The sequence below is a fragment of the Mesorhizobium sp. L-8-3 genome (assembly GCF_016756615.1).
Taxonomy (GTDB): Bacteria; Pseudomonadota; Alphaproteobacteria; order Rhizobiales; family Rhizobiaceae.
Window position 1 is genome coordinate 4749430 of the sequence record NZ_AP023262.1, and the last position, 20696, is coordinate 4770125.

Genomic DNA, 20696 nt, shown 5'->3' on the forward strand with positions numbered 1-20696 from the left:
ACGGGCCGCGGCAATACCGCGGCCCTTTGCTTGAAGCAGGTCTCCCGGAAGCGGGAACCGGTTTCGGGACAAAGACACGCGCAAGAAAATCGAGTCCTGAAGCGCGCAAAACGAATCTGAAAGATCGTGGCGCACTTTGGGGCGTCCGCCGACGGCTTCAGTCCTTCCGGTAAAGCAGCCAGCTCTTTCCGGGGCGGGTGTCCGGAATGGCGGAGAACTTCGTCACGCGGTTGCGGCCGGCGATCTTCGAGGCATAGAGCGCGCGGTCGGCCTTGGAGTAGAGGTCGTCGGGACCATCGGCGTCGCTGGCCATGCATACGCCCATCGAGATGGTGATCCGGCCGTAGTTCACGCCGGTCTGGGGGTTGGCAAAGGTCGCCTGTTCGATCGCGATACGGATCCGGTCGGCGATCTGGGCCGTGGTCTCCTCGCCGCTGCCGGTGACGATCAGCGCGAACTCCTCGCCGCCGGTGCGCGCCACGAACATGTCGTCGCGGATGCCCGACCGGAAGATGCCGGCGATCTTCTGTATGATCCTGTCGCCGACGGGATGGCCATAGCGATCGTTGATCTCCTTGAAACGGTCGATATCGGCCAGGATCAGCGCGCTGAAGGCGATGCTCTTCTTGTCGTTGTAGACACGGGCGATCTCCTTGTCGAAGGCACGCCGGTTCCAGATGTGGGTGAGCGGATCGGTATCGGCCAGGCGTTTGTATTCTTCGAGCTTGGACTTGACGTTCTCGAGCTCGCTCGTCTTTTCGCCGATGGTCGCGGCGACTTGCCTCCCATGCTCGATCGTCGAGCTGGTGGCGGTCGCCATCACGCCCACGATCTTCTGTAGGAGCTCGCGGCTCAGCGCACTGCGATTGTCCAGCCCGCTCGATGTCTCGCCGAGGATGCTGCCATATTTCCGGATCTGGTTCTGCTCGCTGCGCAACAGGCTCGCGACCTCCTCCAGTTCGCGGGCGATCACCTCACGGGCGTTCTCCACGATGCCCTGGCCGTGGCTCTGGGCGAAATATCTGCGTCCGATGCGATCGAGATCCGCCTGCGACGGGCGCTTGGCGAGTGACACGAATTCCAGTGCGAGCTCCGGATTGGAGCCGGTCATCGCCTCGTAGAAGATCTCGTAGTTCCGGGGTAAGCCGACAACACCCATCTGCCGCATCGTGGTGGCGATGGTGGTCGCTATGTCGGTCGCCGCTTGACCGTTGTCCTGGACAGTCGTCGGTTGCATCGTGCCGTTCCAACTCCCTCCGACGTGCATACCGCACTGGAACACCGCGCAGCCCTGTGGAAGCGCAGGGATGCCCTGTCGCTCTTGATCCAGGCATCGTGCCTTCAGAAAACCGATGCCGATTCTCGAGCCGATACAGTAGGGCCGCGCATCCACTTCAGGATGAGCGGCCATGCGTATCGGATCTCTCTGTGTGCATCTTTGGCACAGTTGGTTGAAGTTTCCGTAAATGTCGGTTGCAAAGAGCTTGCTTCGGCAGCGCTACTCAGAAACCCCTAATACAGAGGGCGCAGGCCGATTTCATTGGTCGGCAAATCTTCATCGAGCCCGCGTCCGGCAACCACGCGGAGCGTTTCCGCTCTCATGGATTGAGATGCGTTTCTCGCATCAGGGATATGGAGGACGCGCCTGTTCATCAAGCCGCGGTCGCAATCGCAGTTCCGTCCGGTCGCGATCTCGCGACCATCCGTCTTGAAGCTCTGGTTTGCTGGCCGGTGCGACAAGCCGGAGGAGACGACGATGACCAAGACCCATTCGGGCGGCTGCCTGTGCGGCGCGGTGCGTTACGAGACGAAGGGCGCCTTGCGCGAAGTCGTCTATTGCCACTGCTCGCAATGCCGCAGGCAGAGTGGCCTCTATTATGCGGCCACCGATGTGGCCGACGCCGACATCGACATCACCGGCGAAGACAACCTGACCTGGTATGCCGCTTCCAACGATGCGAGGCGGGGTTTCTGCCGGACGTGCGGATCGGCACTTTTCTGGAAGCACGATGAGCGGGACCATGTGTCGATTCTTGCTGGCTCGTTCGACCAGCCTTCCGGCCTGACGCCCGGCTACCACATCTTCGTCGCCGACAGGGGCGACTATTATTCGATCGACGACAACCTGCCGCAATTCGAGCGCTCGACACCTGCAATCACAGTCGCCGGAGATTGAACGTGTCTCTCGGGTGCGTTCTCTCCTGTTGAACGCTGCGTCGAGAAAACCTTGCCTGCCGGACACGGCGTGTCGGCGCTATATCATGGTCAAGGAGAAAGCCCATGACCGCGATGCCGACGCTCTTTATTTCCCATGGCGGCCCGAACATCGTCACCGACGACTCTCCGGCACGTGAATACCTTCGGACCTTGTCCGAGTTGCTGCCGGCGAAGCCGAAGGCCATCGTCATCGTCTCGGCGCATTTCGAGACCGACGGCGTCGCCGTCGTCACCGATCCCAATCCCTGCATGATCTACGATTTCGGTGGTTTCGCGCCGGAACTTTACAAGATGATCTATCCGGCCAAGGGCGATCCCGCTCTCGCCGAGCGGGTGTTCAAGAGGCTGGAGAAGGCAGGCCTTTCACCGCACACCTATGAGAAGCGCGGCTATGACCACGGCACCTGGACGCCGTTGCTTCTCGCCTTTCCCGATGCCGACATTCCTGTCGTACAGGTTTCCATCGATCCGAAACGCGATGCCGCCTGGCACTACGCTCTCGGCACGGCGCTGGCTGGCTTGCGCGACGAAGGCATATTGCTCGTCGGCTCGGGACACATCACGCACAATCTGCGCGCTTTCTTCTCGATAATGCGCAACGGCGCCGCGGCCGATCCGGTGCTCGCCGGCAAGGTCGACGCCTTCACCGGCTGGTTCGCGGAGAAATTCGCCGCCGGCGACAGGGATGCGATCCTGCATTGGAAGGAACTGGCGCCGTTCCCGGCGGAGAACCATCCCACCGACGAACACCTGATGCCGATCTTCTTCGCTTATGGCGCGGCGGGCGACGGTGGCAAGGCGGAGCGCGTGCACGCCTCGAAGCAGATGGGTTTCTTCGCCTTCGATTCCTATCTGTTCCGTTAGGCGATTACCATCTGTTCCACTGGGCAGCATTTGCGGTAAACGGATCGCCTTCCGACTGCGCGGCAAGGGATCCTGTCTTCATGGAGCGGCTGATCAAGGCATTTCAGAACTCGGTGCGGGCATTCGGCAAGCTGATCCGCACCGAGAAGGCGTTCCAGCAGGAGATCGCCCTGCTGGTCCTTGCGCTGCCGCTCGGCTGGTTCATCGCCGACAGCTGGCGCGGCTTCGCTCTGCTGATCGGATCGATCCTGCTGCTGATCATGGTCGAAGTGCTGAACACCGGCATAGAGGCGACCTGCGATGCCATCAGCCGCGAGTTCAACATCGATATCCAGCTTGCCAAGGACTGCGGCTCGCTGGCGGTGCTGATCTCGATCGTGATCGCGCTCGGGGTCTGGGGCATCGCCCTGGTCGAGCGTTTCGTCGGGCTGTCAGTCTAGACAAGGGCATGCGAAAGCTAAAGCATGTCTCCCGAAAGCGGGTACCGGTTTTCGGGAGAAAGACATACGTCAAATCAAAGACCTACAGCGTTGCGTGAATCCGTTTGCACGCAACACGCTGTAGTCTCGGTTTCGGATGAACCCGATGCGACAACAGACGGATAGAGCGGCAGCACCGATCTTGGCGGTGCGGCCGCCGCTCTGAGACAGCCCGTTCAGTCGCGATGTCGCCTGACGAGGCGGTGCGCCAGATACCACCCGGCAAAGCTTGACGCGAGGCCGATGCCGAGCCCCGCCAGCAGTTTTTCGTGCTTGGCAAGGGCCGCGCCGAAAATCTGCTCGGCGCCCAATCCGAAAACATATCCCAAGCCGGTGAAGGCGGCTGCCCAGACCAGCGCCGACAGAGCGTTGAGGAGCACGAATTTCGACACCGCAATGCCCGAGAGACCGGCTGCGACGCCGCCGACCAAGCGGAAACCGTAGACGAAGCGGTTGCCCAGGACATAGAGCGCCGGGTGCGCACGCACCAGGGCATAGGCATGGCTGAAACCTGGCTTGCCGCGCAGCCGGACCACCCAGGCATGATCCGAGAAACGCCGCCCGGCGAGGAAGAACAGCGTGTCGCCGATAAAGGCGCCGAGGAAGGCCGCGCCGAAAGCGTTCGATGCCGCGAAGACATGCTGATGGGCGAAGAAGCCGCCAAGGATCGCCGCGCTCTCGCCCTCCGCCAGGCAACCGAGGAAGATGGCGATGAGCCCGTATCTCTCGACCAGCAAGTGGATCGTGTCGGTCATGCGGCGGTCGGTCCGGAGCCCAGCCGCGCTTCGATACGGGCAACGCAGACCGCGATCCGGTCGACGTCCTCGCGCATGGCAATCAACTCGCTATGGTGCAGGGCGTCGAGCTTCTCATGCAGCGCCATGATTTCGATCTCGGCCTTGAGGTTGACCTCGTAGTCGTGGGCGGCGTCGAGGCGATCCCGCTCGGCCTGGCGGTTCTGCGACATCATGATGACAGGCGCTTGAAACGCGGCGATCATCGACAGGACGAGGTTGAGGAAAACGAACGGGTAGGGATCGAACCGATCCTGCCCGAGAAGCCAGGCATTGGCTGCCGTCCACGCGATCAGGAAGGCCATGAAGCCGAGGATGAAGTTCCATGAGCCGCCGAACCGGGCGATCCAGTCGGCGACGCGCTCGCCGTGGCTTCTGGCTTCGGCCAGACTTTCATTGACGTTGCGTGACACGGGTTTTCGTTCGACGGCGCTCCGGAGCACGCGCTGCTCGCTCTCGTTGAGCGCTTCGGGTGTGCGGCTCAGCCAACGCTTCGCCAGATCGGCCACGCTTACTTTCATCATCGCCTCCTTCTCGCCGTGCCTGCTTGGCAGCCGCGATTCCTTATAGGAAAATGAGATCGGCGCCGCGACAAGGGCGGCGCGGGGAAAGGTGGGGAAGGAGCGTCGTCATGTCCGGTTTTGCCAGGATTCGCGCCCGCGCGGCGGACCGCAAGGGCGGGGACAAGGTCTTGGCGTCGTTGCTCGGGCCAAAGTTCGACAATGCCAAGGTTGCGGCTGTGTCCGACGATCGCATCCTGTCGACCATGGCGGAGCGTGTTTTCGCCGCCGGATTCGTCTGGCGGGTGATCGAGCAGAAATGGCCGGGTTTCGAAGAGGCCTTCCTCGGCTTCGAGCCCAAACGGCTGCTGTTCCAGCCCGACGATTTCTGGCACGAGCTTACCGGCGACAGCCGCATCGTGCGCAATCCGCAGAAGATCAAATCCGTGAAGGAGAATGCCGCCTTCGTCGAGCGCGTCTCGCGGGAGCATGCCGGCTTCGGCAGGTTTCTGGCGTCATGGCCGGCCGGCGACCAGGTCGGACTGATGGACTATCTCGGCAAGCACGGCAGCCGCCTCGGCGGCAATACCGGGCAATATTTCCTGCGCTGGGTGGGGTGGGATACGTTCATCCTGTCCGCCGACATGGCCGCGGCGTTGCGCGATTCCGGCCTCGACATCGCCGAAAGTCCAAGCTCGAAGCGTGACCTTGCGCGCGTCCAGGAGCAGATGAATGCCTGGAAGGCGGAGACCGGGCTGCCATACGCGCATCTGTCGCGCATCCTGGCCATGTCGATCGGCGAGAACCATTCGGCCGAGTCGCTTCGCCAATATATGGGCGAATAGGCCTGATCGATCGGCATTGCCGCTCGCTTGTCGGCACGCTACACGGGTTGCATGACCAAGAAGCCCGACATCCTCCGCATTGCCGTCGCCCAGCTGAACCCAATCGTCGGCGACGTCGCCGGCAATCTCGCCAAGGCGCGCGAGGCTCGCGCCGACGCTGCCCGGCAGGGCGCCGACCTCGTGCTCTACACGGAGCTCTTCATCGCCGGATACCCGCCGGAGGATCTGGTGCTGAAGCCCGCCTTCCTCGCAGCTTGCGAGACGGCTGCGCAGGAGTTCGCGGACGATACAGCGGACGGTGGCCCCGGCGTCATCATCGGGACGCCGCTGAAGCGCAAGAGCGGCATTCATAACGCCGTCATCGTTGCCGATGGCGGCAAGATCATTGCCGAGCGTCTCAAGGTCGATCTGCCGAACTACGGCGAGTTCGACGAGAAGCGTGTCTTCCAGGCAGGGCCGGACATGCCTGGACCGGTGAATTATCGCGGAGTCCGGCTCGGCATTCCGATCTGCGAGGATATCTGGGGCGAGCTCGGCGTCTGCGAAACCCTTGCCGAGAGCGGGGCGGAAATCCTGCTCGTTCCAAACGGTTCGCCCTACTACAGGAACAAGGTCGACATCCGCCATCAGATCGTCATCCGCCAGGTGATCGAGAGCGGCCTGCCCATGCTCTACGCTAATCAACTCGGTGGCCAGGACGAGCTCGTGTTCGACGGAGCGTCCTTCGCCATCGGAGCGGACAAGTCGCTTGCCTTCCAGATGAGCCAGTTCGAGGCGGCCGTCGTCTTGACGACGTGGAAGCGGGGAAGGGACGCGGCCGGTGTCCCGAACGGCGAGGACGGCTGGGTGTGCACCGACGGGCCGAAGTCGAAGATCCCCGACACGGAGGAGGCCGACTACCGCGCCTGCATGCTGGGCTTCCGCGACTACGTCAACAAGAATGGCTTCAAGAACGTCGTGCTCGGCATGTCCGGCGGCATTGATTCCGCACTCTGCGCCGCCATCGCCGTCGATGCGCTCGGCGAGGAGCGGGTGCGCGCCGTGATGATGCCCTACCGCTATACGTCGGCCGATTCCTTCAGGGATGCCGAGGATTGCGCCCGCGCCCTCGGCTGCCGCTACGACATCGTCCCCATCTTCGAACCGGTCGACGGATTTGCGCATGCGCTGACGCAGCTCTTCGAAGGAACCAAGGAAGGCATCACCGAGGAGAACCTGCAGAGCCGCGCCCGCGGCACGATCCTGATGGCGATCTCCAACAAGTTCGGTTCCATGGTTGTGACCACGGGCAACAAGAGCGAGATGTCGGTCGGCTACGCCACGCTCTACGGCGACATGAACGGCGGCTTCAATCCGATCAAAGACCTCTACAAGATGCAGGTCTACGGACTGGCGCGCTGGCGCAACACCCACGTTCCCCCCGGGGCGCTGGGGCCGTCCGGCGAGGTGATCCCGCGGAACATCATCGACAAGGCGCCGTCGGCGGAGCTTCGGCCGAACCAGACCGACCAGGATTCGCTTCCGCCCTATCCGGTTCTCGACGACATCCTCGAATGCCTGGTCGAGCACGAGATGGGGGTCGAGGACATCGTCAGGCGCGGTCACGACAAGGCGACGGTATCGCGTGTCGAGCACCTGCTTTATGTCGCCGAATACAAACGACGTCAGGCGGCGCCGGGCGTGAAGATCACCAAGAAGAACTTCGGCCGCGATCGAAGGTATCCCATCACGAACCGGTTCCGCGACGGCGGGTGAGCTTGCAGTCGCCGTTCCGGGAACCGGGTTCGTGCGGGCCTGCCTGTGCTCGTTTCATTCGTTCGTGAAATGGCGTCGCCCCCGGGAACAGCCTTGCATCGGTCATGGCTGGCGCGGCCGCCGGTGCTCTGTTCTGTGATGCTGGCGGCAACGGCGAGGGGGCGCAGATCCGGTTCGCGACGCTGCGGGTGGGGAACGGCGACGTCTGCGGATTTCCCGTTGTGTGGTCCGCGCTGAGCCAGGTCGGCCGCAAGACAAGAAAACCCGCGTTGCGGGACTTCAAGAGAGCTCTGGGGGAACCCGTTCCACGGGTTCCTTGTGCTCAGCCGGGGACCGTCCCTTCAGCATGTTCCGGCTGCGGAACAGCAGCCGGCCCAACCACGGCAGCAGGCGCGGACGTGCCTGTTGCCGGCTGGCGAAGGCGTTGGCTTTTGCCGCAAGCGCATCCAGATCTCGGATGCGTGTCACGTGTTCGGCGCAGCCGCAGCCTTCGCCAAGCCCTACCTTCTCGTAGTAAAATCGGTCGAAGCCATCCTGGCGCATGAGCAGCCCCGTTCGTTGTCGGCGCCGGTTCGAGCCTAGCATAGCCGGTTCCCGGCGCAACAACCGGCGCAGGTCGCTCTCAGGTCGCTCCCGAATGTTGCAACCTGGCCGCATCATTAGTCCAACGACGCTTTTCTCTTCGCGTCGGCTTGGCGAGGCGGATCGTCTCGCCTATAAGCAGCCTCCCGCGAATCCCTTACGGGAGGGCACGAATGCCAGGATTTGACATCTCTACACGAGGCCGCGAAGCGTAGTTCCTCGGCGCCGTACCGACCGGTCATCGACCGCGTCGGGCAAGGACGCGCCATGAACTAGGCTTTTGCCTCCCCCGGTCACCGCCAGGTCTCGGCCTGGCGCCATCCTCGTTCGCCTTCCGCCATTCGAGTGACGATCAGGTCCTCTGCGCGGCATTTCATTCAGACATCATAGTGGGATCGGGTGCTTTGCCGCACCCGCAAAAATCATGGCTCGTTTTCGTATCGACATGCGCGGTGGCGCATTCCGGAACGTTTTTGGTTTCACCGCGGCGCATTGGCGCCGCCAACCCGGTCGACTCGTAGTGATCGCGCTCGCCGTGCTCCTGTCAACACTGGCCGACGTGCTGACGCCGCTCTATTCGGGCCGGCTGGTCGACGCCGTGGCTGGCGGCGCGGCGAGCGACGCGGCCGCCTGGAATGCGGCGCTCGCCGCCTTCGTCATGCTCGTCGCGCTCGCACTCGGGGCGATCGTCATGCGCTACATCTCCTTCCAGCTTATCATCGACCTGACGCTGAAGATGATGTCCGACATTGCCGCCGACGCGTTCCACCGCGTCCAGCGCTTCTCGACCGACTGGCATGCCAATGCCTTCGCCGGCTCGACCGTGCGCAAGGTGACGCGGGGCATGTGGGCATTGGATCTCCTCAACGACACGCTGCTGATCGCCCTGTTTCCGTCGCTGGTGATGCTGGTGGGCTCGACCCTGCTGCTCGGCTGGTATTGGCCGATGATGGGCGTCATCGTCGCCGCCGGCTCGCTCGTCTACATCGTCCTCACCGTGGCCCTGTCGCTCGCCTATGTGGCGCCCGCCGCGAGCCTCGCCAATCGCTGGGACACGCGGCTCGGCGGCGCCCTTGCCGATGCGGTGAGCTGCAACGCCGTGGTGAAGGCGTTCGGTGCCGAGCAACGCGAGGATGAACGCCTGGCGGCGGTCGTCGACAAGTGGAGCGACCGCACCCGGCGCACCTGGCGGCGCGGCACCATCAACGGAACGGTGCAGGGCGCGACCCTGCTCGTCCTGCGTATCGCCGTGATAGGCTTCGCCCTGCTCCTGTGGTCGAGAGGAGAGGCGAGCGCCGGGGACATCGCCTTCGTCTTGACCTCGTTCTTCGTGCTGCAAGGCTATCTGCGCGATGTCGGCATGCATGTGCGCAACCTCCAGCGTTCGGTGAACGACATGGAGGAACTCGTCGATATCCAGGGGCAGGATCTGGGCATCGAGGACAGGCCCGGTGCCGGACCGATCGCCATCGGCCACGGACACATCGAGTTCAGCAACGTCACCTTCCACTACGGCAACCATCTCGCGCCGCTCTACGAGGATTTCTCCGTCACCATCAAGGCGGGCGAGCGGGTAGGCTTGGTCGGGCATTCGGGATCCGGGAAGACGACCTTCGTGAAGCTCATCCAGCGGCTCTACGATGTCAGCGGCGGGCGCATCCTGATCGACGGACAGGACATTGCCGCCGTCGCACAGTCGTCTCTGCGCCGGCAGATCGCCATCGTCCAGCAGGAGCCGATCCTGTTTCACCGCTCGCTTGCCGAGAACATCGCCTATGCCCGGCCGGATGCGACCCAGGCGGATATCGAGCGGGCGGCCCGCCTGGCGAGCGCACACGACTTCATCGCCAGACTGCCGAAGGGTTACGGGACGCTCGTCGGCGAGCGTGGCGTGAAGCTCTCCGGCGGCGAGCGCCAGCGTGTGGCCATCGCCCGCGCCTTCCTGGCCGATGCGCCGATCCTGATCCTCGATGAGGCGACATCGAGTCTCGATTCGGAATCGGAGGTGCTGATCCAGAAGGCGATGGAGCGCCTGATGGTGGGACGCACCACGCTGGTCATCGCGCACCGCCTGTCCACCGTGCGGGCGCTCGACCGGCTGCTGGTGTTCTATCGCGGCAGGATCGTCGAGGAAGGCGACCATCAGGCGCTGATCCGCATTCCCGACGGCATCTATCGGCGGCTGTTCGAACGACAGGCGCTGGAACTGACCAAGGGCCTGGCGTGACGCCGCCGGGCAAGGCCGGGTGGCCCGTGGCCCGGCCGCCTTCTCATGGCCACGGTAATCGGCTATCTGTCGATTGGTGCGGGGGCGCACCACCTTGCCAAGAGGGGAGCCATTCGCTACGCCCCGTTCATGACAGTCACCGTCCGTTTCGCCCCGTCGCCGACGGGCCACATCCATATCGGCAACAGCCGCACGGCTCTGTTCAACTGGCTCTTCGCGATGAAACATCGCGGCCGCTTCATCCAGCGTTTCGACGACACCGACGTCGAAAGGTCGAAGCAGGAATATGCCAACGCGATCCTCTACGACCTGCATTGGCTGGGCATCTTCCCCGATGTCATCGAATACCAATCCCGACGCTTCGATATCTACGATGCCGCCATCGAGCGGCTGAAGGCGGCGGGAGTGCTTTATCCCTGCTACGAGACGGCCGAGGAACTCGACCTGCGCCGCAAGATAAGGCGCACGCGCGGCCTGCCGCCGGTCTACGGGCGCGAGGCGCTCAATCTGACCACGGAGGAGAAGGAAGCTTTCGAGCGCGATGGACGCAGGCCGTACTGGCGCTTCCTGCTGCCCAATTTCGATACCGACCCGTTCGAGACCCGGCGTACCGAGGTGCATTGGAACGACCTGATCCGGGGCGAGGAAACCGTGGACCTCGCATCGCTCTCCGATCCGGTGCTGCGGCGCGAGGACGGCACTTACCTCTACACCTTGCCGTCCGTCGTCGACGACATCGATTTCGGTGTCACCCATGTCATCCGGGGCGACGACCACGTGACCAATACGGGTGTCCAGATCGCGCTGTCCAAGGCGCTGGGGTCCAAGCCGCCCGTGTTCGGCCACCACAACCTGCTGACGACCACGACGGGCGAGGGCCTGTCGAAGCGCAGCGGCGCGCTCTCGGTGGCAAGCCTGCGGGAGTCGGGCATCGAACCGATGGCGCTGGCGTCGCTCGCGGTGCTGGTCGGTACCTCCGAGAATGTCGCGTCCGTGCCGACGATGGCGGAACTCGCCGATCGCTTCGATCCGGCCAAGACGTCGAAATCGGCGGCGAAATTCGATCCCGCCGAGCTCCAGCTTCTCAACAAGGCGCTGCTGCACCACATGGCTTTCGAGGCCGTGCGCGAGCGGCTCGCAGCGCTCGGCATCTCCGGCGACGACGCCGAGCCCTTCTGGACCACCGTACGAGGCAATCTCGACACGCTGGCCGAGGGGGTGGTCTGGTGGCGAATCGTGAAGGAAGGGCTCATCCACCAGCCCGACCTGTCGGAAGCGGATCGCACCTTCGTCCGCCAGGCTTTCGACCTGCTGCCCGACGAGCCCTGGGACCGGACGACGTGGAAGACCTGGACCGACGCGGTGCGTGAGGCGACCGGACGCAAGGGCAAGGCGCTGTTCATGCCGCTCCGGCTCGCGCTTACCGGGCTTGCCTCGGGGCCGGAGCTCGCAGATCTATTGCCGCTTCTGGGGCGGGAAGGAACGTTGGCCCGACGACCCTGACCTTGCGGTCGTCCATCGGCCGGGCCTCGGCTTGCGGCGGGGCCGCCGGCGTTGATTGGACCGGCACGGCAGGTTCTTTCTCTTCGCTTTCCGGAGGGCTCTCGGTCCCGAGCGTTATTATGGAGCCGCCGGTCTTTTCCGCCGCCGCCGCCGGCCCACCGGCGGTAGTAGAGGGATCATTCGCCGCGCCGCAGCCGCATCCTGCCGGGCGCGGCATGCCTTCGACCTTGTAGAGAAAGGCATTCGGCAGAGCCGTGTAGGCTTCGCCGGTGACGGTCGACATCATGCCTTCGGCACCCGCGCCTTGCCGGTAAAGCCGCATTTCAGCGCCGGGGCAGGCGGCTTCGCAATTCTTCTGGTCGCGCTGGAAGTCGGACCACCTCGACGCGTTCGACATCGGGAAGAAATAACCGTCGCAGGTCCTGACGCAGACCGTGCGGAATTCGCCTTCGGGACCGGCAGCGACACTGTCTGTTCCCTCATTGGCGTCGGGTGGCGCGGTATTCTCGTCGGGCCCTTCCTCGGACGGTGGGGCTGACCTTGCCATCGGCCTGGGCCGGCGGCAACCGTTGGCGTCGAGCTCCGCCAGTATGCGCAGCCGGGTGCGCCGAGGCGCCCCCGGGGCCAGTTGCGCCCGCTTGCGCCGCAAGGTGGAGAGATTGCTCTCCATCCGGCCGATCCTGTCGTCGAGAGCGTTGCAGGCAGCGCTGGTGCCGAGGATGCGAAAGCCGCAGCCGGCGGCGCGCGCCTGACGCCTTGCGATCGCGATCTGCTCCGCTTGCGCCGCGACGGCGCGGTCGTATTTTCGATGGAGGCCCTGTTTGATACCGCCGCGGGCCGCGGCCAGTTCGGCTTCGAGCTGACGACAGACGCGGCTTGCCGCTGCTGCGGGTTCGAGCTGCGGCGCTATCAGCAGCAGCGATGCGCATAGCACTGCGCCGATCCGCCCCGCTGCTGTCCAAGCCGCCGACATTCGCCCTCCGGTCGAGACAATCACCAGGTCGCGCATCCTGCCTTTGCGCGACCGCGCCACGTTCAATCGGCCTTGAGCAGAGCCTGCGCCTTGTGGGACGCTTCCACGACCGCAAGCGCCGTCATGTTGACGATGCCGCGGGAGGTGACCGACGGCGTCAGAATATGCGCCGGCTTGTCGGTGCCGAGCAGGATCGGTCCGACATGAAGCGCGTCCATCATGCTCTTCACGGTCGTCAAGGTGATGTTGGCGGCGTCGAGATTGGGGAAGACGAGCAGGTTGGCTTCCCCTTTCAGGGTCGAATGCGGATATGCGCGATGGCGCAGCGTCTCGGACAGGGCCGCGTCTCCATGCATCTCGCCATCGCCCTGGAGACCCGGCGCGATGCGTTTCAGGATCTCGGAGGCCTCGCGCATCTTCTTGGCGCTCGATGTGTCGCGCGACCCGAAATTCGAATGCGACAACAGCGCAGCCTTCGGTTCTATGCCGAAACGGCTGATCTCCTCGGCGGCCAGGACGGTCATCTCAGCGATCTCCTCGGCGGTCGGGTCGACCGTCACGTAGGTGTCGGTCAGGAAGATCACGCCGCGCTGGGAGATCAGCATGGACAAGGTGGACAGGTCGCGGTCGCTGATGCCCGGCCGCGGGCCGATGATCAGCGTGACGTTCCTGAGATGTCGCTCGAAGCGGCCCTCCAGGCCGCAGATCATGGCATCGGCGTCGCCGCGCTTCACCGCGATCGCCGCGATCACGCCGGTGTCGGTGCGGACCTGCGTGCGGGCCGCTTCCAGCGTGACGCCGCGCCGGCCCGCCTGGTGGATAAGAAGGTCGACATAGTCGCGATAGCGCGGATCGTCCTCGGGGTTGATCAGGCTGAAATCGATGCCGGGCCGGATCTTGAGCCCATAGCGCTTCAGTCGCACCTCGATGACATGCGGACGGCCGATCAGGATCGGCTCGGCGATGCCTTCCTCGAGCACCACCTGCGCGGCGCGCAGCACACGCTCGTCCTCGCCGTCGGCATAAATGACGCGCTTGGCGCTTGCCGCCTTGGCCGTCGAGAAGACGGGCTTCATGACCAGGCCGGAGCGGAAAACGAATCTGTTGAGACGGTCGAGATAGGCCGGCCAATCCTCGATCGGCCGGGTCGCCACGCCGCTTTCGCAGGCTGCCCTCGCCACGGCGGGGGCGATCCTGAGGATGAGACGCGGATCGAAAGGCGAGGGGATCAGGAAATTGGGACCGAAGGTCGGCGTCTCGGCCGTGTAGGCGCGGGCGGCGACGTCGGACGGTTCCTCACGGGCGAGGGCGGCGATGGCGCGGACGGCGGCCATCTTCATCTCCTCGTTGATGGCGCTCGCGCCGCAGTCGAGAGCGCCGCGGAAGATGTAGGGGAAGCACAGCACGTTGTTGACCTGATTCGGGAAGTCCGAACGGCCGGTACAGATCATAGCGTCGGGCCGCGCCGCGCGCGCCTCCTCCGGCATGATCTCGGGAACGGGATTGGCCAGCGCCAGGATCAACGGCTTTTCTGCCATGTGCTGCAGAAGTTCGGGCTTGAGGACGCCGGCGGCGGAAAGCCCGAGGAAGACGTCCGCGCCCCCGATGACGTCGGCCAGAGTGCGGGCATCGGTGTCCTTGACGTAGGGCTCCTTCCACCGGTCCATCTCCTCGACGCGTCCCTTCCAGGCGACGCCGAAGCGGTCGGTGACCCAGATGTTCTCGTGTCTTGCGCCGAGCGAGACCAGCAGGTTGAGGCAGGCAAGCGCGGCAGCACCTGCCCCCGATGTCACGATCTTGACGCTGTCGATCTTCTTGCCGGCCAGTTCGAGCGCATTCAGCACAGCGGCCGCGACGATGATCGCGGTGCCGTGCTGGTCGTCGTGGAAGACGGGAATGCCCATGCGGGCCTTGAGCTGTTCCTCGACCTCGAAGCACTCGGGCGCCTTGATGTCCTCCAGATTGATGCCGCCGAAGGTGGGTTCCAGGGCTGCCACCGTCTCGACCATGCGGCCGATCTCGGGCGCGTCGATTTCAATGTCGAACACATCGATGCCGGCGAACTTCTTGAACAGCACGGCCTTGCCTTCCATGACGGGCTTGGAGGCCAGCGGACCGATATTGCCCAGCCCCAGCACGGCGGAGCCGTTGGAGATCACGGCGACCAGATTGGCGCGTCCGGTATAATCGGCCGCACGTGCGGGATCGTCGCGGATTTCCAGGCATGGGGCGGCGACTCCCGGCGAATAGGCGAGCGCAAGGTCGCGCTGGTTGCCGAGCGGCTTCGTCGCCTGGATCTCCAGCTTTCCGGGGATGGGATATTTGTGGAAGTAGAGCGCGGCCTCGTCGAGGTCCGACCGTTGCTGTTTCTTGGCGTCGTCGTTCATCGCGGCCACCCGTCCCGTTCTTGTCCTTGTCAGTATTAGCCATACACCGCCGGATTCGCGAGCGCTTCGCGAAGGGGGCGACACGAGCACACATCCCGCGCCGGCTTCGCGCCGGCGCGCTGGCTTTCCCGCCGCGGATCCTGCCGGTCGGCGCGGTCAGAAAGCGCTCACATAGGAGCCTCCGTCGACGGGAATGTTCTGCCCCGTCAGATAACCGGCATGGACCGAGCAGAAGAAGGCGCAGATCTGGCCGAATTCCTCCGGCGTTCCCAAGCGTTTCGCGGGAATGTCGGCGCTCAGCCGCGCGATGCGCTCCCCTTGTGGCATTTCGGAACCGAAGGCGCCGCGCAGGCGGTCAGTGTCGAGCTTGCCGGGCAGGAGATTGTTGATCGTTACATTGCTTGCCGCAACCGTGCGGGCGATACCCGCCAGAAACGAGGTGAGGCCGGCGCGCGCGCCAGAGGAGACGTCGAGGCCCGGGATCGGCACATAGACCGACAGCGAGGTGATGTTGACGATGCGCCCGAAGCCGCGCTGCACCATGCCGTCGATGACGGCCTGGATCAGTTCGATGGGGGTGACCATGTTCTTGACGACGCCGTCGAGAATCGCCTGGCGGTCCAGATCGTGGAAATCGCGACGCGGCGGGCCGCCATTGTTGTTGACGAGGATATCCGGCGACGGACAGGCGGCGAGCAGGGCCTTCTGCACCTCAGGCAGGGCGACGTCGCCGACGACCTCCGTGACGATAACGCCGTAGCGGCCGCGCAAGTCGGCGGCCGTGGCCGCGAGCCTGCCGGCGTCACGGCCGTTGACGACGAGGTCGCAGCCCGCCTCGGCGAGTGCGGCCGCGCAGCCGCGGCCGAGGCCCTTGCTCGAAGCGCAGACGATGGCCTTCTTGCCCTTGATACCAAGATCCATGGCGTGTCCTTTCCCAAAAAGCGGAACCTATCCTGCGGGCTCACCGAACCGCAACCGTCATACGCCTGTTGCATGAATCGGGGCATAGCCACACTGAAACAACGGTTCGGATCAGCCAATGCACGGCGAAACCCCGCGCAAGGTGCGCACGCTCTTCATTTCCGACCTCCATCTCGGATCGAAAATCGCCAAGGCCGATTTCCTCCTCGACTTTCTGCGCGATCATGAGGCGGAGACGATCTATCTGGTCGGCGACATCGTGGACGGCTGGCGCCTGCGCCGTTCCTGGCACTGGCCGCAATCGCACAACGATGTCGTGCAGAAGCTGCTGCGCAAGGCGCGCAAGGGCGCCAGGATGGTCTACATCGCCGGCAATCACGACGAGTTCCTGCGCGACTTCCAGGGCGTGCATTTCGGAGGCATCGAGGTTGCCGACCAGGCGATTCATGTCGCGGCGGACGGGCGCCGCTACCTCGTGATCCATGGCGACCAGTTCGATACCATCGTCCACAATGTCCGTTGGCTCGCCTATCTCGGCGACAAGGCCTATGACCTCGCCATCATCGTCAACCGCATCGTCGGTCGTTTCCGCCGCCTGTTCGGCATGCCCTACTGGTCCTTCTCTTCCTGGGCGAAGGTGACGGTCAAGCGGGCTGTCAATTTCATCAGCGCCTTCCAGACCATCGTCGCCGAGCAGGCGAAGAACGCCGAGGTCGACGGCGTCATCTGCGGGCATATCCACCACGCCGCAATGGAGGACATCGCCGGCATCCGCTACATCAACACCGGCGACTGGGTGGAGAGCTGCACGGCCGTCGTCGAACATTTCGACGGCACGATGGAGATTCTGCGCTGGACGGAGACGGCTGCACAGCCTGCCGCCGGCCGCTTCGTGCCTGTCGTGATCGACGCCAAGGCGGCTGCCGCCTGAGCCCAGCCGCCGGCGCTTGCGCAGGCATCCATGCGAGCCTCCCGAGGCGAAATCAGCGCGGCGATCCGATTGGGCCAGACGTTCCGCTCCGGCAGCCGGCGTGGTATCGACGATGTCGTGCTGGCGACTCGCCCTTCGGCCGGCCATCTCCCGGACCGCCTCGTTGTCATCGCTCCCGCCACTTTCGCCCGAACAACTCGTCAAGCCGCGCCATTTCGAGCTGCGGATCGCGGCCATCTTCGCCTTCCTGTTCATCCCGCAAGGGTTGCATCTGCCCTACTTCCCGCTCTGGCTCGAACTGAAGGACTTCGGTCCCGAGCAGATCGCGGTGATCCTGTCGGCGCCGATGTTCCTGCGTGTCTTCACCACGCCACTGATCACCGCTTTCGCCGACAGGGCCAAGGACAGGGCCAATGTGCTCATTGTGCTCGCCGCCGCGACGCTGACGCTCAGCTGCGGCTACTTCCTCGAACCGAGCTACGTCCTCGTTCTCGGTATCTCGCTGGCGCTTTCGGTGGTCTGGACGCCGCACTCGCCGCTCGCCGATTCGCTCGCTCTGTCGGGAGTTCGTCGTTTCGGATCGAACTACACGAGCATGCGGGTGTGGGGCTCGATTTCCTTCCTTTGCGCCAATCTTGCCGGCGGCGTCGTCCTTGGCTGGAGCGGAGCGGCGATCGTGCCGCTGCTAATGGCCGTCAGTCTCGCCATCGGGCTTGCCGCGAGCCTCTTCGCGCCCCGTCTCGGCCGGCCCCGACTCGCTTCGCCGCTTTCGGCGAGCGGCATGCGCGGCGCCGGCTCGGCGCTTCTCGACCGGCGATTCCTCTTGCTCGCCGGCGGAGCTGGGCTGATCGTCGCAAGCCACGCCTTCTTCTACGGCTTCGTCTCCATCTATTGGAAGTCGCTTGGTCTTTCCGATACGCTGATCGGCCTGCTTTGGGCGTCGGGCGTGATCGCCGAGGTGTTCATCTTCGCCACCTTCACACGGGTTTTCGGCCGGCGCTCGGCCGCGGCCCTGCTGATGATTGCCGGCCTCTTCGCGATCCTGCGTTGGCTGGTCTTTCCCGTTGTCTGGCCCGTGGGAGCGGGAGTTCTCGGCTTTTTCGTCGTGCAGGCAATGCATGCCTTCTCGACGGGCATCGTCATCATCGGCGTGCAGAAGCTGATTGCCGAGGCCGTGCCGGAGGAACGAACGGGAGCTGCGCAGGGCATTGCCTACTTCGCCAACGGCATCTTCATGGCGCTGTTCACGCTGCTTTCAGGGCCGCTCTATGACCGCTTCGGCGCCGGCGGTTTTTTTGTCATGGCCGTTGTGGCAGCGGGCGGCGCCGGCCTCGTCCTGCTGGCGCGCCTGTCGGCGGCGTCAGGTCATCCCCAAAGTTCGGCCTCGGGCGGCGAGACGAGGGATCCCCGATAGACCAGGCCGGGCGCACGGTCCCGGGCGAGCAGCAAGGGGCCGTCGAGATCGACGAAGTCGGCATCCTGCGCGAGCAGCACGGCCGGTGCCATGGCGAGCGAGGTGCCGACCATGCAGCCGACCATGATCGAGAAGCCGAGCCTGCGGGCCTGGTCGCGCAGCGCCAGCGCCTCGGTCAGGCCGCCGGCCTTGTCGAGCTTGATGTTGACCGCCTCGTAGCGGCCGCGCAACGCCGCGAGGTCCTTCGCCGCATGCACGCTCTCGTCGGCGCAGAGCGGCACCGGGTGGGGGATGGATGCCAGGATCGCGTCCTCGCCGGCCGGCAGGGGTTGCTCGATCAGGGCGACACCCAGTTCCGCGGACGCCGCGAGGTTGCGCTCGATGTTCTTTGCGGTCCAGCCTTCATTGGCGTCGAGAATGATCCTGCTGCGCGGCGCTGCTTCCACGATCGCGCGGATGCGCTCGATGTCGCCGTCGCCGCCGATCTTGACCTTCAGCAATGGCCGCCCGGCATTGGCGCTGGCCTGCGCGGCCATGGCTGCGGGCTCCGCGAGAGACAGGGTGTAGGCGGTGACCAGCGGCCTGGGTGTCGTCGGGCAGACGGTCTTCCAGGCCGGCTCGCCGGAGAGCTTGGCCTCCAGGTCCCAAAGCGCGCAGTCGATCGCGTTGCGCGCGGCTCCCGGCGCGAGCGCTTCGCGGAGCCCGACCCGGTCGATCCCGCCTTCGATGGCGCTGCGCTGGGCCTCGATCGCCTCACGCACGCTCTCCATGGTCTCGCCGTAGCGCCGGTAGGGCACGCATTCGCCCCGGCCGGTTACACCTGCCTCGCCGATGGTGCAGGTTAGCACCTCGGCTTCCGTCTTCGAGCCGCGTGAGATGGTGAAGCTTCCGGCAATGGGAAAGCGTTCGGGCTCGACGGAGAGGCTGCGTGCCATCGTTCTTCCTCGTATTTGCAGGCTTGAGTGGCTTCGCCCACGCTTCACCTGCCTGGCCTCTTCTTGTCGCAGGTCTTTCGTGGGAAAACCGTAGGACACCTTTCCGAAACCTGCTTAGCTGCGTCACGCAAAGTGACAGGCTGGAAACGAACGTCTAAGACAGACGCCATGTTGACCAACGGCGACAAGGAAGCAAGCAGCAGGGCGGAACAGGAACGTGGGGTCCGCCCCGCGATCTCTGCGAGCGAGGAGGGCGGCGTTCTCATCTGTCGGCTCTCAGGCAACTGGACCACGCGACGGGTGAGCGAGATCGACGAGCAGATGCGGACGCTGGAAGAGCGGGACAATCTGCAGTCGGTGACGCTTGACCTCTCCGATGTCGGCAGGATCGACACAGCGGGGGCGTGGCTGATCGACCGCATGGCGACCGCCCATTCCGCGAGGGGCGCCAAGGTGACGCTTTCGGGGCAGAGCGCGTCGGCGCGCATACTGCTCGAAGCCGTTGGCGAGACAGGCGACAATCGTGACAAGCCGATCGGCGAGGCGGGAGCGCCGTTCCTGCTGCGCCTGCCCGAGGCGATCGGCCGCGGCGTCTACGAATTCCGCGACGACTTCCTTGCCTCCATGAACATTCTCGGCGCCACCATCCACGGCGCCCAGATGAAGCTCGGCCGCGGCCACGCCGTCAACATGGCCGCCATCTTCAATCAGATCGATCGCATGGGCGTCGGCGCGATCCCGGTCGTCTTCCTGATGTCCTTCATCGTCGGCGCGATCGTTGCGCAGCAGGGCGCCTTCCAGCTCCGCTATTTCGGTGCCGAGATTTTCGTCGTCGACCTGGTCGGCATTCTGGTGTTGCGCGAACTCGGCGTGCTGATGACGGCGATCATGATTGCCGGCCGGTCGGGCAGCGCGATCACGGCCGAGATCGGGTCGATGAAGATGCGCGAAGAGGTCGACGCACTGAAGGTGATCGGGCTCAATCCGATCGGCGTGCTCGTGTTTCCACGGCTGGTTGCGCTGGTCGTGGCGTTGCCTTGCCTGACGGTTCTCGCCAATTTCGCGGCTCTGGCAGGCGCCATCTGGATCGCGTGGATCTATTCGGGGATCACCCCTGGCGCCTTCATCGACCGGCTGCGCGTCGGCATCGACCTCGGCACCATATCGGCCGGTCTCATCAAGGCGCCGTTCATGGCCATGATCATCGGCATCATAGCCTCGGTCGAAGGCCTCAAGGTGGGCGGCAGCGCCGAGTCACTCGGCCGGCGGGTGACCGCCTCGGTGGTGAAGGCTATCTTCGTGGTGATCGTCGTCGACGGCCTGTTCGCCATGTTCTACGCGGCGGTCAATCTCTGAGCGGGGCGGGCGA

General features: G+C 64.6%; 19 protein-coding genes. 10 read left to right on the forward strand and 9 right to left on the reverse strand.

The window, feature by feature from the left end; all coding sequences use genetic code 11:
• Positions 1 to 157 precede the first annotated feature (157 nt).
• Together JN302_RS21985 and JN302_RS21990 are read right to left on the reverse strand one after the other, a co-directional pair.
• Positions 158 to 1237 carry a GGDEF domain-containing protein gene (locus tag JN302_RS21985; protein ID WP_202329082.1) on the reverse strand — a complete coding sequence of 360 codons (1080 nt, stop codon included), beginning with the start codon at positions 1235 to 1237 and terminating at the stop codon, positions 158 to 160.
• Positions 1238 to 1512: 275 nt separating this feature from the next.
• Positions 1513 to 1764, reverse strand: coding sequence for a hypothetical protein (locus JN302_RS21990; protein ID WP_202329084.1), 252 nt, complete (start codon positions 1762 to 1764; stop codon positions 1513 to 1515).
• On the opposite strand from JN302_RS21990, the gene JN302_RS21995 reads away from it, so the two are divergent.
• The 3 genes from JN302_RS21995 to JN302_RS22005 all read left to right on the forward strand — a co-directional run bounded on the left by JN302_RS21995 (position 1757) and on the right by JN302_RS22005 (position 3521).
• Positions 1757 to 2176, forward strand: a complete 420-nt coding sequence (locus JN302_RS21995) for a GFA family protein (RefSeq protein ID WP_202305061.1) — start codon at positions 1757 to 1759, stop codon at positions 2174 to 2176. The genes JN302_RS21990 and JN302_RS21995 overlap by 8 nt on opposite strands.
• Before the next feature lie 104 nt (positions 2177 to 2280).
• The gene (locus tag JN302_RS22000; protein ID WP_202329086.1) at positions 2281 to 3081 is read left to right on the forward strand and encodes a DODA-type extradiol aromatic ring-opening family dioxygenase; all 801 of its coding nucleotides are present in this window, start codon (positions 2281 to 2283) and stop codon (positions 3079 to 3081) included.
• Positions 3082 to 3161: 80 nt separating this feature from the next.
• Positions 3162 to 3521 (forward strand): diacylglycerol kinase, encoded by a 360-nt coding sequence (locus JN302_RS22005; protein ID WP_202305065.1) that lies wholly within the window; start codon positions 3162 to 3164, stop codon positions 3519 to 3521.
• Positions 3522 to 3736: 215 nt separating this feature from the next.
• Here JN302_RS22005 and JN302_RS22010 read toward each other — a convergent pair whose 3' ends face one another.
• Entirely contained in the window at positions 3737 to 4315 is a 579-nt protein-coding gene (locus tag JN302_RS22010; protein WP_202305066.1) for a DedA family protein, read from the reverse strand.
• On the reverse strand, positions 4312 to 4875 hold the full coding sequence (locus tag JN302_RS22015) for a DUF1003 domain-containing protein (RefSeq protein ID WP_202334402.1): 564 nt from the start codon (positions 4873 to 4875) through the stop codon (positions 4312 to 4314). The genes JN302_RS22010 and JN302_RS22015 overlap by 4 nt, the downstream gene beginning before the upstream one ends.
• Before the next feature lie 110 nt (positions 4876 to 4985).
• Between JN302_RS22015 and JN302_RS22020 the strand changes: the two genes are divergently transcribed.
• The gene (locus tag JN302_RS22020; protein WP_202329088.1) at positions 4986 to 5699 is read left to right on the forward strand and encodes a DNA-3-methyladenine glycosylase I; all 714 of its coding nucleotides are present in this window, start codon (positions 4986 to 4988) and stop codon (positions 5697 to 5699) included.
• A 51-nt stretch (positions 5700 to 5750) separates the two neighbouring features.
• On the forward strand, positions 5751 to 7454 hold the full coding sequence (locus tag JN302_RS22025; protein ID WP_202329090.1) for an NAD+ synthase: 1704 nt from the start codon (positions 5751 to 5753) through the stop codon (positions 7452 to 7454).
• Positions 7455 to 7733: 279 nt separating this feature from the next.
• On the opposite strand, the gene JN302_RS22030 is transcribed toward JN302_RS22025, so the two are convergent.
• Positions 7734 to 7997: a hypothetical protein gene (locus JN302_RS22030; protein WP_202305069.1), complete on the reverse strand. Its 264-nt coding sequence runs from the start codon at positions 7995 to 7997 to the stop codon at positions 7734 to 7736.
• Between the two features lie 463 nt (positions 7998 to 8460).
• Here JN302_RS22030 and JN302_RS22035 point away from each other — a divergent pair, with 463 nt between their 5' ends.
• Complete coding sequence (locus JN302_RS22035) at positions 8461 to 10263, forward strand: ABC transporter ATP-binding protein (RefSeq protein ID WP_202329092.1); 1803 nt, start codon at positions 8461 to 8463, stop codon at positions 10261 to 10263.
• A 129-nt stretch (positions 10264 to 10392) separates the two neighbouring features.
• Positions 10393 to 11766 (forward strand): glutamate--tRNA ligase, encoded by a 1374-nt coding sequence (gltX, locus tag JN302_RS22040; protein ID WP_202334403.1) that lies wholly within the window; start codon positions 10393 to 10395, stop codon positions 11764 to 11766.
• Here the strand turns inward: gltX and JN302_RS22045 are convergent.
• The 3 genes from JN302_RS22045 to JN302_RS22055 form a co-directional block, all read right to left on the reverse strand.
• Complete coding sequence (locus JN302_RS22045; protein ID WP_202329094.1) at positions 11684 to 12739, reverse strand: DUF2865 domain-containing protein; 1056 nt, start codon at positions 12737 to 12739, stop codon at positions 11684 to 11686. The genes gltX and JN302_RS22045 overlap by 83 nt on opposite strands.
• A 62-nt stretch (positions 12740 to 12801) precedes the next feature.
• On the reverse strand, positions 12802 to 15126 hold the full coding sequence (locus JN302_RS22050) for an NADP-dependent malic enzyme (RefSeq protein ID WP_202305072.1): 2325 nt from the start codon (positions 15124 to 15126) through the stop codon (positions 12802 to 12804).
• A 156-nt stretch (positions 15127 to 15282) separates the two neighbouring features.
• On the reverse strand, positions 15283 to 16047 hold the full coding sequence (locus tag JN302_RS22055) for an SDR family oxidoreductase (protein ID WP_202329096.1): 765 nt from the start codon (positions 16045 to 16047) through the stop codon (positions 15283 to 15285).
• A 118-nt stretch (positions 16048 to 16165) separates the two neighbouring features.
• Between JN302_RS22055 and JN302_RS22060 the strand changes: the two genes are divergently transcribed.
• Entirely contained in the window at positions 16166 to 16978 is an 813-nt protein-coding gene (locus tag JN302_RS22060) for a UDP-2,3-diacylglucosamine diphosphatase (protein ID WP_202305075.1), read from the forward strand.
• Between the two features lie 163 nt (positions 16979 to 17141).
• A complete protein-coding gene (locus JN302_RS22065) occupies positions 17142 to 18392 on the forward strand; it encodes an MFS transporter (protein WP_342215851.1) in 1251 nt (416 codons plus the stop codon).
• Here the strand turns inward: JN302_RS22065 and dgcA are convergent.
• Positions 18344 to 19327: an N-acetyl-D-Glu racemase DgcA gene (dgcA, locus tag JN302_RS22070; RefSeq protein WP_202329100.1), complete on the reverse strand. Its 984-nt coding sequence runs from the start codon at positions 19325 to 19327 to the stop codon at positions 18344 to 18346. The two genes, JN302_RS22065 and dgcA, sit on opposite strands and share 49 nt — an antisense overlap.
• Before the next feature lie 168 nt (positions 19328 to 19495).
• Between dgcA and JN302_RS22075 the strand changes: the two genes are divergently transcribed.
• Positions 19496 to 20683 (forward strand): ABC transporter permease, encoded by a 1188-nt coding sequence (locus tag JN302_RS22075; protein ID WP_202305081.1) that lies wholly within the window; start codon positions 19496 to 19498, stop codon positions 20681 to 20683.
• Positions 20684 to 20696 lie beyond the last annotated feature (13 nt).